The organism is Pseudomonas sp. GW531-T4 (genome assembly GCF_017349615.1).
GTDB lineage: Bacteria > Pseudomonadota > Gammaproteobacteria > Pseudomonadales > Pseudomonadaceae > Aquipseudomonas > Aquipseudomonas chlororaphis_I.
In genome coordinates this window covers 1-15,215 of the sequence record NZ_JACMZT010000019.1, presented here as the reverse complement: position 1 = coordinate 15,215, position 15,215 = coordinate 1, and the positions used below count along the sequence as shown (strand labels likewise).

The 15,215-nt window shown below is 62.8% G+C and carries 12 protein-coding genes and 2 tRNA genes; 6 read left to right on the top strand and 8 right to left on the bottom strand.

What is annotated here, in order from left to right; all coding sequences use genetic code 11:
* Positions 1-69: 69 nt before the first annotated feature.
* Positions 70-146: transfer RNA gene (locus J4D28_RS16635), tRNA-Asp, on the bottom strand.
* Between the two features lie 19 nt (positions 147-165).
* Positions 166-241, bottom strand: a tRNA-Val gene (locus J4D28_RS16630).
* A gap of 160 nt (positions 242-401) precedes the next feature.
* Between J4D28_RS16630 and rdgC the strand changes: the two genes are divergently transcribed.
* The 3 genes from rdgC to sugE all read left to right on the top strand — a co-directional run bounded on the left by rdgC (position 402) and on the right by sugE (position 2,853).
* Positions 402-1,322, top strand: coding sequence for a recombination-associated protein RdgC (rdgC, locus tag J4D28_RS16625; RefSeq protein WP_009045083.1), 921 nt, complete (start codon positions 402-404; stop codon positions 1,320-1,322).
* Positions 1,323-1,452: 130 nt separating this feature from the next.
* Positions 1,453-2,418 carry a bile acid:sodium symporter family protein gene (locus J4D28_RS16620; RefSeq protein ID WP_009050238.1) on the top strand — a complete coding sequence of 322 codons (966 nt, stop codon included), beginning with the start codon at positions 1,453-1,455 and terminating at the stop codon, positions 2,416-2,418.
* A gap of 117 nt (positions 2,419-2,535) precedes the next feature.
* A complete protein-coding gene (gene sugE / locus J4D28_RS16615; RefSeq protein ID WP_009050239.1) occupies positions 2,536-2,853 on the top strand; it encodes a quaternary ammonium compound efflux SMR transporter SugE in 318 nt (105 codons plus the stop codon).
* Positions 2,854-2,917: 64 nt separating this feature from the next.
* Here the strand turns inward: sugE and J4D28_RS16610 are convergent, their stop codons facing one another.
* The 4 genes from J4D28_RS16610 to J4D28_RS16595 all read right to left on the bottom strand — a co-directional run bounded on the left by J4D28_RS16610 (position 2,918) and on the right by J4D28_RS16595 (position 7,744).
* The gene (locus tag J4D28_RS16610) at positions 2,918-4,792 is read right to left on the bottom strand and encodes an MFS transporter (protein WP_009050240.1); all 1,875 of its coding nucleotides are present in this window, start codon (positions 4,790-4,792) and stop codon (positions 2,918-2,920) included.
* A gap of 84 nt (positions 4,793-4,876) precedes the next feature.
* On the bottom strand, positions 4,877-6,025 hold the full coding sequence (locus J4D28_RS16605) for a TDT family transporter (protein WP_009050241.1): 1,149 nt from the start codon (positions 6,023-6,025) through the stop codon (positions 4,877-4,879).
* A gap of 108 nt (positions 6,026-6,133) precedes the next feature.
* On the bottom strand, positions 6,134-6,445 hold the full coding sequence (locus J4D28_RS16600; protein ID WP_016704411.1) for a cupin domain-containing protein: 312 nt from the start codon (positions 6,443-6,445) through the stop codon (positions 6,134-6,136).
* A gap of 93 nt (positions 6,446-6,538) precedes the next feature.
* Positions 6,539-7,744 (bottom strand): MFS transporter, encoded by a 1,206-nt coding sequence (locus tag J4D28_RS16595; protein WP_009050243.1) that lies wholly within the window; start codon positions 7,742-7,744, stop codon positions 6,539-6,541.
* A 91-nt stretch (positions 7,745-7,835) separates the two neighbouring features.
* Between J4D28_RS16595 and J4D28_RS16590 the strand changes: the two genes are divergently transcribed.
* Entirely contained in the window at positions 7,836-8,381 is a 546-nt protein-coding gene (locus tag J4D28_RS16590) for a TetR/AcrR family transcriptional regulator (protein WP_009050244.1), read from the top strand.
* 189 nt (positions 8,382-8,570) lie between these two features.
* Positions 8,571-12,041: a PAS domain-containing hybrid sensor histidine kinase/response regulator gene (locus J4D28_RS16585; protein WP_009050245.1), complete on the top strand. Its 3,471-nt coding sequence runs from the start codon at positions 8,571-8,573 to the stop codon at positions 12,039-12,041.
* A gap of 103 nt (positions 12,042-12,144) precedes the next feature.
* Here J4D28_RS16585 and rmuC read toward each other — a convergent pair whose 3' ends face one another.
* Both rmuC and J4D28_RS16575 read right to left on the bottom strand, forming a co-directional pair.
* Positions 12,145-13,512 (bottom strand): DNA recombination protein RmuC, encoded by a 1,368-nt coding sequence (gene rmuC / locus J4D28_RS16580; RefSeq protein WP_162096439.1) that lies wholly within the window; start codon positions 13,510-13,512, stop codon positions 12,145-12,147.
* Between the two features lie 175 nt (positions 13,513-13,687).
* Positions 13,688-14,011: a hypothetical protein gene (locus J4D28_RS16575; protein ID WP_009050247.1), complete on the bottom strand. Its 324-nt coding sequence runs from the start codon at positions 14,009-14,011 to the stop codon at positions 13,688-13,690.
* A 940-nt stretch (positions 14,012-14,951) separates the two neighbouring features.
* Here J4D28_RS16575 and J4D28_RS16570 point away from each other — a divergent pair.
* Entirely contained in the window at positions 14,952-15,176 is a 225-nt protein-coding gene (locus J4D28_RS16570; protein WP_007927809.1) for a hypothetical protein, read from the top strand.
* Positions 15,177-15,215: the final 39 nt, after the last annotated feature.

The window sequence follows — 15,215 nt, the reverse complement described above, 5'->3', positions numbered from 1 at the left end:
ACAGCAAAAAGCCCGCGTTAGCGGGCTTTTTGTAATGAGCTGGCGTTCAGTGTTCCAACTCATCGAATATGGCGCAGCGGACGGGACTCGAACCCGCGACCCCCGGCGTGACAGGCCGGTATTCTAACCGACTGAACTACCGCTGCGCGTAACACTGAAAGCGAATGGTGGGTGATGACGGGATCGAACCGCCGACCCTCTGCTTGTAAGGCAGATGCTCTCCCGGCTGAGCTAATCACCCTTCACGTTCGGTGTGGCGCGCATTCTACGGAGCGTCCCCTACTCTGGCAAGCACTTTTTAAAATAATTTTTTCAGGCCTTCCAAAGGCTTAGCGGAGGGTTGGCCTATGGAGCTGCGCGGAGAATAATGCCCCCCTTTGTATAAAGGAGAGATTCACCCCATGTGGTTCAAGAACCTGCTTATCTATCGCCTGACCCAAGATCTGCCCTTTGATGCTGAGGCGCTGGAAACCGCACTGGCCACCAAACTGGCGCGTCCATGTGCAAGCCAGGAGTTGACCACTTACGGTTTCGTCGCGCCATTCGGCAAAGGCGAAGATGCGCCGCTGGTGCACGTCAGCCAGGACTTCCTGCTGGTCGCCGCGCGCAAGGAAGAACGTATTCTGCCTGGCAGCGTGGTGCGCGACGCGGTCAAGGAAAAGGTCGAAGAGATCGAGGCCGAGCAAATGCGCAAGGTCTATAAAAAGGAACGCGACCAGATCAAGGATGAAATCATCCAGGCCTTCCTGCCACGCGCCTTTATCCGTCGCTCCTCGACTTTCGCCGCCATCGCGCCGAAGCAGGGCCTGATCCTGGTCAACTCGGCCAGCCCGAAACGCGCCGAAGACCTGCTCTCCACCCTGCGCGAAGTGCTCGGCACCCTGCCAGTGCGCCCGCTGACCGTGAAGACCGCGCCGACTGCGATCATGACCGACTGGGTGAAAACCCAACAAGCCGCCGACGACTTCTTCGTCCTCGATGAGTGCGAACTGCGCGACACCCACGAAGACGGCGGCATCGTCCGTTGCAAGCGCCAGGACCTGACCAGCGAAGAAATCCAGCTGCACCTGAGCACTGGCAAGGTGGTCACCCAATTGTCCCTGGCCTGGCAGGACAAGCTGTCCTTCATGCTCGACGACAAGATGACGGTCAAGCGCCTGAAGTTCGAAGACCTGCTGCAGGACCAGGCGGAACAGGACGGCGGCGACGAAGCCCTCGGCCAACTGGACGCCAGCTTCACCCTGATGATGCTGACCTTCGGCGATTTCCTCCCGGCGCTGTTCGAAGCCCTGGGTGGCGAAGAGATTCCACAAGGCATCTGACACCCCCTTGTAGCAGCCAGCGGGCTTGCGACCGGCAGCCTCCGGCCTTATCGCCAGCCCGCTCGCTCCTGCAGGAGCCTCACAGACGCCACCGCTTTCGGTGGCGTTTTCATATAAGAAGGAACAGGCCATGCGTGCACTGGCAGCATTAAGTCGTTTTGTCGGCAATACCTTTGCCTACTGGGTACTGATTTTCGCGGTGGTGGCGTTCTTGCAGCCGGGCTGGTTCATCGGCCTCAAGGGCGCCATCGTGCCGCTGCTGGGCCTGGTGATGTTCGGCATGGGCCTGACCCTGAAGCTCGAAGACTTCGCCGAAGTCGCCCGCCATCCATGGCGCGTGGCCCTGGGCGTGGTCGCGCATTTCGTGATCATGCCGGGCATGGCCTGGTTGCTGTGCCAGGTCTTCCACCTGCCGCCGGAGATCGCCGTCGGCGTGATCCTGGTCGGCTGCTGCCCGAGCGGTACTTCGTCCAACGTCATGACTTGGCTGGCCCGCGGCGACCTGGCGCTGTCAGTGGCGATCGCCGCTGTCACCACCCTGCTGGCGCCGCTGCTGACGCCGGCCCTGATCTGGCTGCTGGCCTCGGCCTGGCTGCCGGTTTCGTTCATGGAGCTGTTCTGGTCGATCCTGCAGGTGGTGCTGCTGCCGATCGTGCTCGGGGTGATTGCCCAGCGCGTGCTCGGCGACCGGGTGCGGCATGCGGTGGAAGTATTGCCGCTGGTGTCGGTGGTCAGCATCGTGATCATCGTCACCGCGGTGGTGGCCGCCAGCCAGGCGAAAATCGCCGAGTCCGGCCTGCTGATCATGGCCGTAGTGATGCTGCATAACAGCTTCGGTTACCTGCTGGGCTACTTCACCGGCCGCCTGTTCAAGCTGCCGTTGGCGCAACGCAAATCCCTGGCCCTGGAAGTCGGCATGCAGAACTCCGGCCTTGGCGCCGCCCTGGCCAGCGCGCATTTTTCGCCGCTGGCGGCGGTGCCGAGCGCCCTGTTCAGCGTCTGGCACAACATTTCCGGGGCGCTGCTTTCCACCTGGTTCCGCCGCATGAGCGAAAAGGACGACCGCACACTGGCCGCCCAGCAGGCGAGCGACTGAGGAGAAACTTGATCCCCGGATTAATGATGGGCACTATACTGCGCAACGCGGGGACGACCCCGCGGCTCGATCGAGTCATTAATCTGGGGACGACCCCGTCAATCGATGGAGGTCATCATGTCCTGGATCATTCTGTTTTTCGCCGGCCTGTTCGAAGTGGGCTGGGCCGTCGGCCTCAAGTACACCGACGGTTTCAGTCGCCCTCTCCCCACTGCCCTGACCATCGCCGCCATGGCGGTCAGCCTCGGCCTGCTGGGGCTGGCCATGAAGGAGCTGCCGCTGGGCACCGCCTATGCCATCTGGACCGGGGTCGGCGCAGTCGGCACGGTGATCGCCGGGATCATTCTGTTCGGTGAGTCCATGGCGCTGTTCCGCCTGGCCAGCGTGGCACTGATCATTACCGGGCTGATCGGCTTGAAGGTCAGCACGGCCTGATACCAGCAAGCGCCCCAACAAAAACGCCCACAACTCTGTGGGCGTTTTTATAGGCGCTGGAAACCTAGCGCACGTTACCGCGCAGCTCGCCCACCAGGGTTTGCAAACGGGCCGGTTCGGCACTGTCGGCTGTCACGGCCGAACCCGCCACCAGGGTCACTCGCGACCACAGGCGGCGGAACAGCCCCTTGCTAGGATCGCGGCTGAAAAAGCTGCCCCACAGCCCCCGCAACGCCAGCGGAATCACCGGCACCGGTGTCTCTTCGAGAATCCGCGTCAGCCCGCCCTTGAACTCATTGATCTCGCCATCGGCGGTCAGCTTGCCTTCCGGGAAGATGCACACCAGCTCGCCATCCTTGAGGTAACGGGCAATTTGGGTGAACGCCCTTTCGTAGATCTGGATGTCCTCGTTGCGCCCGGCAATCGGAATGGTCCCGGCGGTACGGAAGATGAAGTTGAGCACCGGCAGGTTGTAGATCTTGTAATACATCACGAAACGAATCGGCCGCCGCACCGCGCCGCCGATCAGCAAGGCATCGACGAAGGACACGTGATTGCACACCAGCAACGCCGCGCCTTCGTCCGGGATCGCCTCCAGGTTGCGATGCTCGACCCGGTACATGGAATGGCTGAGCAGCCAGATCATGAAACGCATGCTGAACTCGGGGACGATCTTGAAGATGTAGGCGTTGACCGCGATGTTCAGCAGCGACACCACCAGGAACAACTGCGGGATCGACAGCTTGGCCAGGCTCAGCAAGACGATCGAGACGATCGCCGACACCACCATGAACAGCGCGTTGAGAATGTTGTTCGCGGCAATCACCCGCGCCCGCTCGTGCTCCGGGGTCCGCGACTGAATCAGGGCGTACAGCGGCACGATGTAGAAACCGCCGAAGATGCCCAGGCCGAGAATATCGATCAGCACCCACCAGGCGTGGCTATAACCGAGCACTTCGATCCAGCCGTAACCCGCCTCGCTGACCGGAATCCCGCCGGAATGCCACCACAGCAGCAGGCCGAACACCGTCAGGCCGAACGAGCCAAAGGGCACCAGGCCGATCTCGACCTTACGACCCGAGAGCTTCTCGCACAGCATGGAACCGACAGCGATCCCCACCGAGAACACGGTGAGGATCAGCGTGACCACCGTTTCGTCCCCGTGCATCCACTCCTTGGCGTAGGCCGGAATCTGCGTCAGGTAGATCGCCCCGACAAACCAGAACCACGAGTTGCCGACGATCGAGCGCGACACCGCCGCAGTCTGCCCCAGGCCCAGGCGCAAGGTAGCCCAGGACTGGCTGAAGATGTTCCAGTCCAGGCGCAGGTCCGGAGTGGCCGCCGCGGCCCGGGGAATGCCCCGGCTGGCGAGATAACCGAGTACGGCGACTGCAATGATCGCCGTCGAGACGATGGGGGCGTAATGGGCGGAGGACATCATGATCCCCGCGCCAATGGTCCCGGCGAGAATCGCCAGGAAGGTGCCCATTTCCACCAGGCCGTTGCCGCCGACCAATTCTTCCTCCCGCAGCGCCTGCGGCAGGATCGAATATTTCACCGGACCGAACAGCGCCGAGTGGGTGCCCATGGCGAACAATGCCAGCAGCATCAGCGACAGGTGATCGAAGACAAAACCCACTGCCCCCACTGCCATGATCACGATCTCGCCGAGCTTGATCAGGCGGATCAACGCGTCCTTGGCGAACTTCTCGCCGAATTGCCCGGCCAGCGCCGAGAACAGGAAGAACGGCAGGATAAACAGCAAGGCGCAGAGGTTGACCCAGATCGAGCGGTCGCCCTCGATGGCCAGCTTGTAGAGAATGGCGAGGATCAGCGACTGCTTGAAGATGTTGTCGTTGAACGCACCGAGGGATTGGGTAATGAAGAACGGCAGGAAACGCCGCGTACGAAGCAAGGTGAACTGTGAGGGGTGACTCATCTTCCATGTCCCTGAGTGGCTTGGATGCTGTTATTGGATTATCGATCTTCGATCCAGGCCACAACCTTACCTAAAGTTCGCGGATTATTTCGCTAATCCTGCGATGCAAGGCGAAACGAACAGCTCACCCCGATAGGCGCCCTGCAGCGTGCGCTTGCCCACCAGCAGCCACATCAGTGCCAGCGCCAGGACCAACAGGCTGCCGAACACCGCAAAAAACGTCAGGTTCAGGGTAGCGGCCAGTTTCAGGGTGGTCAGGGCATAGACCCCCAGCGGGAAGGTGAACCCCCACCAGCCGAGGTTGAACGGAATGCCGTCGCGCAGGTAACGCAAGGTGATCAGCAGCGCCGTCAGCATCCACCACAGGCCGAACCCCCACAGGGTGATACCGGCCACCAGCCCCAGGCCCTCGGCGATTTCGCCCATTCCGGCCATGCCGTTGGCAGCAAAGATCGCCGGAGCGTCCGCGCCCAGCAGCAACATGCCCAGGGCCCCCGTGCCGATCGGCCCCAGGGCCAGCCAGCTCGAGGCGGCCATGCTTTCGTGCGGCAGCTTATGCAGGGCCATGCGCAGCAGGAGAATGGTCAGGATGCTGAACGCCACCGGCAGCGAGAAGGCCCAGAGCACATAGCTGGTCACCAGCATCACCAGTTGCGAATGCGCGTCCACCAGGTGCGGCGCCAGCAGCCCGCCACTGGCGGCGGCGACTTCGGCCGCGACCACCGGCAACAGCCAGACCGCGGTCATCTGGTCGATACGGTGCTCCTGGCGGGTGAACATCATGTAGGGAATCAGCACCCCGCAAGCCAGCGACAGTGCTACGTCCAGCCACCACAGCAGCTCGGCCAGTTGCACCACACCGTCGCCCCAGCGTGGGACGCCGAACAGCAGGAAACCGTTGATGATGGTGGCCAGGCCCATGGGGATAGTGCCGAAGAACATCGAGACCGTGGAATGCCCGAAAATCCGCCGGGCTTCGTCGAAGAACATTATCCAGCGTGCCGCATAGGCCGCGCTGAACAGCACGAACAGTACGATGGTGAACAGCCACAGCCCCTCGGCCAGCAGGTGCAGGCCCGGGATCCGCAGCGGCAACTGGGCCAGCGCCAGGGCCAGTACGCCGGTGCCCATGGTCGCGGCGAACCAGTTGGGGGTGAATTGGCGAATGGCTTCGCGAGGATGCTGCAGCTGGCTCAAGGGCCGTCCGGTTCTGAGGGTGTTGGGGCATGTCATGGTGCGATCTCCTGTCCTCCGATGAGGTGGAGCCCATGATAGAACCGGATCGAATATCTATATAACGGGTAATTTCTCTATCTGTTATCTATTTTGCAAATATAAGAGTCAGACACTGCCCGCGGTTTCCACCACCAATACCCGCGCTGCACCTTGTGGAAGAGCCACATGCTCGGTGCCGACATCGGCGTAGAAGATATCGCCCACCTCCAGCAGCACCGACTGTTCCAGGCCGTTTTCCCGATAGTGCATGCGCACCTGGCCATCGAGCACGACAAACACTTCCTGCCCGTCGTTGGTGTGCCACTTATAAGGCTGGTCGGTCCAATGCAGGCGCGTGGTGATGCCGTTCATGTTGGCGATATCCAACGCCGCCCAGGCCCGCTCCCCAGTGAAGGTTTTACTGCGAATGATCTTCATGAATGCCCGTCGCCCCCAAGGCTGATGCGTGCACCTCGCGCGCCAGATGCGCAGGCTAACCCAAGCCGGCGCCCGGATCAGCCACCAACGCGCTCAACCTTCTGGCACGACGCAGGCCTTGGCGGTGCGCTGGCGCAGCAGCCCCAGCAAGGCGGCCAGGGACAGCAGGATCAATACCGCGCCATAACCATCGGTGGTCGCGATCAGGCCAAAACTGCGGGTCAGGTTTCCCGCCAGCAGGGACGGCAGGCAGAACGCCAGATAACTCAGGACATAAAATGCCGACATCAACCCCGCCCGCTCATGGGGCAAGGCCAGGGGCATCACACTGCGCAGGGCGCCGAGGAACCCGGAGCCAAAACCACCGCCAGTGACCAGGGTGCCGAGGAAGAACAGCGGCAGGCTGGCGGTGTGCACGGCAATCAGGATCAGGCCGATGCCGACGGCCAGCAGGCTCGCGCCCAGCCGCAGCACCTTGTCCGCCGGACGATGGCGCAGGGAAACAATCATCAGGGCACCGCTCAGGGTCAGCACCGCCACCAGGCCGCCACCGATCAGGTTCGAGGTCGAGCCCGTCGCGGTACGCACCAGCGATGGCGCCAACGACAGAAAGAACCCGCCCACGGCCCACACCGCCACGTCCACCGGTAACGCCAGCCACAGCGCCCGCCGCGCCTGAGGCGGTACATGCAGGGTCGGCCGCAGGGAGGCCCAGACACCGGGCTGGGCACTGACTGTCTCCGGCAGGCGCCAGACGTACAGCGCCTGGGCGACAAACAGCACCAGCAGCAACCAGTAGGCCAGTTGCAGCGGCAACGGTGCGTATTCCACCAGCAAACCGCTGCCCATCGCCCCGCACGCCATGCCCAGCAAGGGCGCCACGCTGTTGACCAGCGGCCCCTGCTGCCGGTCGGTATCCAGCAGCGCCGCCCCCAGCACGCTGGTGGCCATGCCGGTGGCGAAGCCCTGCATCACCCGGGCAGCAATCAGCCAGGCTACGCTGTCGGCATGGATAAATAGCAGCATCGCCAGTATGTCCAGCAGCAGCGCCACGAAGATCACCGGCTTGCGTCCCAGATAATCCGAAAGCGAACCCACGGTCAGCAGCGCCGCCAACAGGCTCAAGGCGTAGACGCCGAAGATCAGGGTCAGGGTCGCCGAGGAGAATTGCAGCACCTCCTGATACAGGTGGTACATCGGTGTCGGCACACTGGAAGCGGCGAGAAAACTGAGTAAGGTGATCGCCAGAAACAGCAGTCTGGAACGGTTTGACAGTGAAGAGTCGACAGGACTGGACATGGGCACGCTCCATTAAAGCTAATATTTTGCTTTTGCGGAGTGTGCTACCGCCTCGCTCTTAAAGCAAATTCTTTGTGTTAAGGTTCGATCCATGGCTATTAAAGAAGGTTTACGCCCAGGCGGGCGCAGTGCCCGGGTGCAGGAATCCATCCACTCGGCAGTCAGGGAACTCCTCGAAGAACAGGAGCGCTCGACCCTGACCGTGCCGCAAATCGCCGCCCGCGCCGGCGTGACACCCTCGACCATCTACCGCCGCTGGGGCGACCTGTCGACGCTGCTGGCGGATGTCGCCCTGGCGCGCATGCGCCCGGACAGCGAACCGGCCGCCACCGGCAGCCTGCGCGGCGACCTGTTGGCCTGGGCCGAACAGTACCTCGACGAAATGAGTTCCGAGCCCGGGCGCAACATGATGCGCGACGTGCAATGCAGCGCCACGCCCGGCTATTGCGCGAGCATCCTCGGCGGGCAATTGCAGATCATCCTCGACCGCCACCGGCCCAACGAAGCAGTGCTCCCCAGCATCGACCGGCTGCTGAATATAGTGGTGGCGCCGATAGCCTTCCGCATCCTGTTCGCCGCGACCCCGCTTGAGCCGCAAGCGCTGCCTGAGTTGATCGACATCGCGCTGCGGCCTTGAGACCGCCAGCGCGGGCAAGCTCGCTCCTGCCGGGTTCGTCACCCTTTGCAGAAGCGAGATTGCTTGCACTTCCCCCCTGCGACACCTGGCCGCGCCAATACCTTGGTCGACACTGACGAACCCCGAACATCGTGCGAGACTGTCTGACCGGGCTGAAGCGCCCGGCGCGCCTTTATGTTCGGAGTTTCCATGTCGTTGTCCAGCGGGCTGATCGCCATTGTCGCCCTGGCCTATATGGCCATCATGTTCGCCATCGCCTTTTACGGTGACCGTCGCAGCGCGCCCTTGCCGCCGCGGGTGCGTGCCTGGGTGTACAGCCTGTCGCTGGCGGTGTATTGCACCAGCTGGACCTTCTTCGGTGCCGTCGGCCAGGCCGCCGAGCAACTCTGGTCGTTCTTGCCGATCTACCTGGGGCCGATCCTGCTGCTGGTGCTCGCGCCCTGGGTCCTGCAAAAGATGGTGATGATCAGCAAGCAGGAAAACATCACCTCCATCGCCGACTTCATCGCCGCGCGCTATGGCAAATCCCAGTCGCTGGCGGTGGTGGTGGCGCTGATCTGCCTGGTTGGCGTGCTGCCCTACATCGCCCTGCAGCTCAAGGGCATCGTGCTTGGCGTGGACCTGCTGATCGGCGCCGGCGCCGACACCATGGGCACCCGCGCCCAGGACACGGCGCTGATCGTGTCGTTGATCCTGGCGCTGTTCACCATTGTCTTCGGTACCCGCAACCTCGACGCCACCGAGCACCACCGCGGCATGGTGCTGGCGATTGCCTTCGAATCCCTGGTCAAGCTGCTGGCCTTTCTCGCGGTCGGCGCCTTTGTCACCTATGGCCTGTACGACGGTTTCGACGATCTGTTCAGCCAGGCCATGCTCGCCCCGCGCCTGGAACAGTACTGGCAGGAAACCATCAACTGGCCGTCGATGGTGGTGCAGACCGGCGTCGCCATGATGGCGATCATCTGCCTGCCGCGGCAGTTCCACGTCACCGTGGTGGAGAACATCGAGCCCCAGGACCTGCGCCTGGCCAAGTGGGTGTTTCCCGCCTACCTGGCCCTGGCCGCGCTGTTCGTGGTGCCGATCGCCCTGGCCGGGCAGATGCTGCTGCCCAGCTCGGTCCTGCCGGATTCCTTCGTCATCAGCCTGCCCCTGGCCCAAGCCCATCCGGCCCTGGCGGTGCTGGCCTTCATTGGCGGCGCGTCGGCCGCCACCGGCATGGTGATCGTCGCCAGCGTGGCGCTGTCGACCATGGTCTCCAACGATATGCTGCTGCCCTGGTTGCTGCGCCGGCAGAGCGCCGAGCGACCCTTCGAAGTGTTCCGCCACTGGATGCTCTCGGTGCGCCGGGTCAGCATCGTGGTCATCCTGCTGCTGGCCTATGTCAGCTACCGTCTGCTGGGCTCCACCGCGAGCCTGGCGACCATCGGCCAGATCGCCTTCGCCGCCGTGACCCAACTGGCCCCGGCCATGCTCGGCGCGCTGTACTGGAAGCAGGCCAACCGCCGCGGCGTGTTCGCCGGATTAGCGGCCGGCACCTTCCTGTGGTTCTACACCCTGATCCTGCCGATCGCCGCCCACAGCCTGGGCTGGTCGCTGAGCAGCTTCCCGGGCCTGGCCTGGCTGCACGGCAACCCGCTGAACCTGCCGATCACGCCCTTGACCCAGGGCGTGGTGCTGTCGCTGGCCGGTAACTTCACCCTGTTCGCCTGGGTCTCGGTACTGTCACGCACCCGGGTTTCGGAACACTGGCAGGCCGGGCGCTTCATCGGCCAGGAAATCAGCGGCCGCCCCAGCTCCCGCTCGATGCTGTCGGTGCAGATCGACGACCTGCTCAAGCTCGCCGCGCGTTTTGTCGGGGAAGAACGGGCCCGCCAGAGCTTCATCCGCTTTGCCTACCGCCAGGGCAAAGGTTTCAACCCCAACCAGAACGCCGACGGCGAATGGATCGCCCACACCGAACGCCTGCTGGCCGGTGTCCTCGGCGCCTCGTCCACCCGCGCAGTGGTCAAGGCCGCCATCGAAGGGCGGGAGATGCAGCTCGAAGACGTGGTGCGCATCGCCGACGAAGCCTCGGAAGTGCTGCAATTCAACCGCGCCCTGCTGCAAGGCGCGATCGAGAACATCAGCCAGGGCATCAGCGTGGTCGACCAGTCCCTCAGGCTGGTGGCCTGGAACCGCCGGTACCTGGAGCTGTTCAACTACCCGGACGGGCTGATCAGCGTCGGCCGGCCGATCGCCGACATCATCCGCCACAACGCCGAGCGCGGCCTGTGCGGGCCGGGCGAGGCGGAAGTGCATGTCGCCCGCCGCCTGCACTGGATGCGCCAGGGCCGCGCCCACACTTCCGAGCGGCTGTTCCCCAATGGCCGGGTGATCGAGTTGATCGGCAACCCGATGCCCGGCGGCGGCTTTGTCATGAGCTTCACCGACATCACCCCGTTCCGCGAAGCCGAACAGGCCCTCACCGAAGCCAACGAAGGCCTGGAACAACGGGTTGCCGAACGGACCCAGGAGCTTTCGCAGTTGAACGCTGCGCTGACCGAAGCCAAGGGCACCGCCGAGGCCGCCAACCAGTCCAAGACGCGTTTCCTGGCGGCGGTCAGTCACGACCTGATGCAACCGCTGAACGCCGCCCGGCTGTTCTCCGCCGCCCTCTCCCACCAGAACGACGGTTTGTCCGCCGAAGCCCAGCAATTGGTCCAGCACCTGGACAGCTCCCTGCGCTCCGCCGAAGACCTGATCAGCGACCTGCTGGATATCTCCCGCCTGGAAAACGGCAAGATCAATCCGGAGCGCAAGCCGTTCGTGCTCAACGAGCTGTTCGATACCCTGGGGGCCGAATTCAAGGTCCTGGCCCAGGAGCAAGGCTTGAAGTTCCGCCTGCGCGGCAGCCGTCTCAGGGTCGACAGCGACATCAAGCTTCTGCGCCGGGTCCTGCAGAACTTCCTGACCAATGCCTTCCGTTACGCCAAGGGGCCTGTGCTCTTGGGCGTGCGCCGCCGCGGCAACCAACTGTGCCTGGAGGTCTGGGATCGTGGGCCGGGGATTCCGCTGGACAAGCAGCAGGTGATCTTCGAAGAGTTCAAGCGCCTCGACAGCCACCAGACCCGCGCCGAAAAAGGCCTGGGCCTCGGACTGGCGATCGCCGATGGCTTGTGCCGCGTCCTCGGCCACGGCTTGCAAGTCCGCTCCTGGCCGGGCAAGGGCAGCGTCTTCAGCGTCAGCGTGCCGCTGGCCAAGGCAGCTGTCAGCGCACCGAGACAGGTGGCCGAACTCAACGGTCATCTGCTGTCCGGTGCCCAGGTGCTGTGCGTCGACAATGAAGACAGCATCCTGATCGGCATGAACAGCCTGCTCAGCCGCTGGGGCTGCCAGGTCTGGACCGCGCGCAACCGGGAAGAATGCGCCGCGCTGCTCAGTGATGGCGTGCGCCCGCAACTGGCGCTGGTGGACTATCACCTGGACGATGGTGAAACCGGCACCGAGGTCATGGCCTGGCTGCGCACCCAGTTGGGTGATCCGGTACCTGGCGTGGTGATCAGCGCCGACGGACGCCCCGAGATGGTCGCCGAGGTACACGCCGCGGGGCTGGACTACCTGGCCAAGCCGGTGAAGCCGGCGGCGTTGCGGGCGCTGTTGAGCCGGCATCTGCCGCTCTGAGAGTCCTGTAGTCGCTGCCGCAGGCTGCGATAAGACCTTCAGCGATATTGAAAGCGCCGCGTCCCCTCCGGGGCCGATCGCAGCCTACGGCAGCGGCTACAGCTCAATCCGGCAGCTCGAGCAGGGCACCGTCGGCATCGGTCATCGCCCGTTCCAGCAGGTCCGCCGGCAGGCTCTTGCTCGCGCGCGCGCCGAGCAAGCGCAGTTGCTCGCTACGGCTGACCAGGTTGCCGCGCCCCTCGGTCAGCTTGTTGCGCGCGGCGCTGTAGGCCTTGTCCAGCTGCTGCAGACGATTGCCGACCTCATCCAGATCCTGAATGAACAACACGAACTTGTCGTACAGCCAACCGGCGCGTTCGGCGATTTCCCGGGCGTTCTGGCTCTGCCGCTCCTGCTTCCACAGGCTGTCGATCACTCGCAGCGTGGCCAGTAGCGTGGTCGGGCTGACGATCACGATGTTGCGGTCGAAGGCTTCCTGGAACAGGTTGGGCTCGGCCTGCAAGGCGGCGGAAAAGGCCGCCTCGATAGGTACGAAGAGCAGCACGAAATCCAGGCTGTGCAAGCCTTCAAGGCGCTTGTAGTCCTTGCCGGCCAGGCCTTTGACGTGATTGCGCAAGGACAGCACGTGCTGTTTCAGCGCCGCCTGGCCGATCACCTCATCGTCCGCCGCGACAAACTGTTGGTAGGCGGTCAGGCTGACCTTGGAGTCCACTACTACCTGCTTGTCGCCGGGCAGCATGATCAGCACGTCGGGCTGGAAGCGCTCGCCGTCGGGCCCTTTGAGGCTGACCTGGGTCTGGTACTCGCGGCCTTTCTCCAGGCCGGCATGTTCCAGCACCCGCTCGAGAATCAGCTCGCCCCAGTTGCCCTGGGTTTTCTGGCCCTTGAGCGCGCGCGTCAGGTTGGTCGCCTCGTCGCTCAAGCGCAGGTTCAACTGTTGCAGGCGTTCGAGTTCCTTGCCGAGGGAAAAACGCTCGCGCGCTTCGGCCTGATAACTCTCTTCGACCCGCTTCTCGAAGGACTGGATGCGCTCCTTGAGCGGGTCGAGCAATTGTCCGAGACGCTGCTGGCTGTTCTCGGCAAAACGCTGCTCGCGCTCATCGAAGATCTTGCCTGCCAGCTCGGCGAACTGTGCCCGCAGCTCGTCCCGCGAGCCTTGCAGGTCGCTCAGGCGTTGCTGGTGGCTTTCCTGCTGCTCGCGCAGCTCGGCATTCAATGACGCGGCCTGGGCGTCCAGGCGCCGCAACTCGGCTTCCTTGTTGGCCCGCTCAAGATTCCAGGCGTGGGCCGCGTCACGGGCGTTGTCGCGTTCGATCTGCAACAACTCGACTTCCCGGCGCACCGCCGCCAGATCGGCCTGCTTCACGGCATTCGCCTGGCCCAGGTCGCTGATCTCGTCGCGGCAGGCATCCAGCTGGGCGTTCAAGCCATCCTGCGCCAGCAGTGCGGTGGCCAGGCGCTCCTCCAGCAGGGACAGTTCGGTTTGGCGGGAGCTCAGACGGCGTTGCAGTTGCCAGGCGAGCGCCACCAAGGGCAATGCCGCGCCTGCCAGACCGAGCAGTACGCTGGTCAAGTCCATAGCCATAGCCACTCCAGACAGGGAAATAAAGCTTGAAGGTTAACCAAGGGACCGAGGCTTGGACAGCTCAGTCTTCGATCTGGCCAAGCTCCTGCTGGGCGCGACGATCGCCAGCCCGTGCCGCCTGACGCAGCAGATCGTGGCCGATCCGCCGATCGCGGGCGTTGCCGCATTCGCGGCACATCAGTTGGCCAAGACGACTCTGTGCTGCCACCACCCCTTCCCGGGCAGGCTGCTTGAGCAAACGCCCGGCAAAGTGCTTGATGTTCCGGTTATCACCCAGGCGTGGGCTGTCGAGCAGCCACATGGCCACGCGTAACGAAAAACGCTTGGGCTCGGTAACACTGGAAGAGGCAGGGGTAACAGAAGGTGACACTGAGCGAAACTTCATAAAGCACTGTAGGGCAGATCGGAAGGCGCGCCACTCTACTCCTTTTTTCGCACGCGTAAAGTCGAAAAGAACTCGGCACGCCCGTGCTAGAGCAAGCGCTTGGGACAATCCACAGAAGCTGTGGATAACTCAGTGGACAACCGCCCTACAAGTCGCCGAAAGCCGCATGGGACGGGGCCCGCAGTCAAACTGACGATTTTTTCACCAGTAAAAAAAACCGATGTTTTTCATTGACTTAAATTTTCATCGCAGGCATTGGAGGGCCCGGCAGGTGAGGTGACAGGCCGGTGACAGCCCGCGCAACTATTGTGCACAAGTACCCTCGATCCAGTTATATCGCTGCACCTTTTTCGTCCGTTCCCGGGAGAACAACATCGAAGACCAAAGATTCCAGTAACAACTTTTCTCCCCCACAGCGGTGAAAGTCCGGCCCGGCTCATTCGCGGCCTGCCCTGCGATACTCATAACCATTTTGCCTAACACACTTGCACCAGCCACATCAATCCGTTATCATCCACAGCGTTAGTACCAAGCTGAAAGTCAATTCTGGTCGAACAAGTCCCCCGGTTCAGCTTCCCTGAAGAGAAGTTTCTACCGACTACACGGGATCGACCACCTCGCTGGTTTCCAGGTAAAGCTTTCGCCGACACCGCCTTTGAACACATTGCAAAGGATGTCGCGAAGCCCTTTTACTCTGACCGAACCAACCTGCAAATTGATCAGGATCTTCACCTGGGGCCCAGAACCTTAACCCCCGCTGTGATTGCCTGCCCTCCTAAGTACCTACCTGCCAGCCCTAGCGCGCACTTGATAAAGCGCTTCCAACTGGCTGCTTTGTTCCAGTCGGGTTCTTCGTTCGACCAATGGTGGTCGGCGTTACTGGAACGTTTTAACGTTGCACGGTTCTTAACCGTGTCATTTGTAGGAACACCCAATAACTATGTCTACTCAAATCCAGACTCAGGATGCCATTCGCACCCTCACCAACGCTTTTGCTCCAATGAACTGCCTGATCATGGCCGCTCGCAAAGGCTGCTTCAGCTTCACCCTGGTCAACGAACACGGTATCGCTCGTCACAGCGAACGCCTGTACCCCGACCAGTATTCCAGCGCCGAGCCGCTGCAAGCGGTGATCGAGCGCACCCGTCAGGCCCTGACTGCCTGAGACGCCAGAGCGCTGAAAACCCGAAGCCCCGTCTGAACA

Excerpts from the sequence above, each read along its gene's own strand:
- rdgC (WP_009045083.1), top strand. The coding sequence starts at position 402 with ATGTGGTTCAAGAACCTGCTTATCTATCGCCTGACCCAAGATCTGCCC.
- J4D28_RS16620 (WP_009050238.1), top strand. The coding sequence starts at position 1,453 with ATGCGTGCACTGGCAGCATTAAGTCGTTTTGTCGGCAATACCTTTGCC.
- sugE (WP_009050239.1), top strand. The coding sequence starts at position 2,536 with ATGTCCTGGATCATTCTGTTTTTCGCCGGCCTGTTCGAAGTGGGCTGG.
- J4D28_RS16610 (WP_009050240.1), bottom strand. The coding sequence starts at position 4,792 with ATGAGTCACCCCTCACAGTTCACCTTGCTTCGTACGCGGCGTTTCCTG.
- J4D28_RS16605 (WP_009050241.1), bottom strand. The coding sequence starts at position 6,025 with ATGACATGCCCCAACACCCTCAGAACCGGACGGCCCTTGAGCCAGCTG.
- J4D28_RS16600 (WP_016704411.1), bottom strand. The coding sequence starts at position 6,445 with ATGAAGATCATTCGCAGTAAAACCTTCACTGGGGAGCGGGCCTGGGCG.
- J4D28_RS16595 (WP_009050243.1), bottom strand. The coding sequence starts at position 7,744 with ATGTCCAGTCCTGTCGACTCTTCACTGTCAAACCGTTCCAGACTGCTG.
- J4D28_RS16590 (WP_009050244.1), top strand. The coding sequence starts at position 7,836 with ATGGCTATTAAAGAAGGTTTACGCCCAGGCGGGCGCAGTGCCCGGGTG.
- J4D28_RS16585 (WP_009050245.1), top strand. The coding sequence starts at position 8,571 with ATGTCGTTGTCCAGCGGGCTGATCGCCATTGTCGCCCTGGCCTATATG.
- J4D28_RS16575 (WP_009050247.1), bottom strand. The coding sequence starts at position 14,011 with ATGAAGTTTCGCTCAGTGTCACCTTCTGTTACCCCTGCCTCTTCCAGT.
- J4D28_RS16570 (WP_007927809.1), top strand. The coding sequence starts at position 14,952 with ATGTCTACTCAAATCCAGACTCAGGATGCCATTCGCACCCTCACCAAC.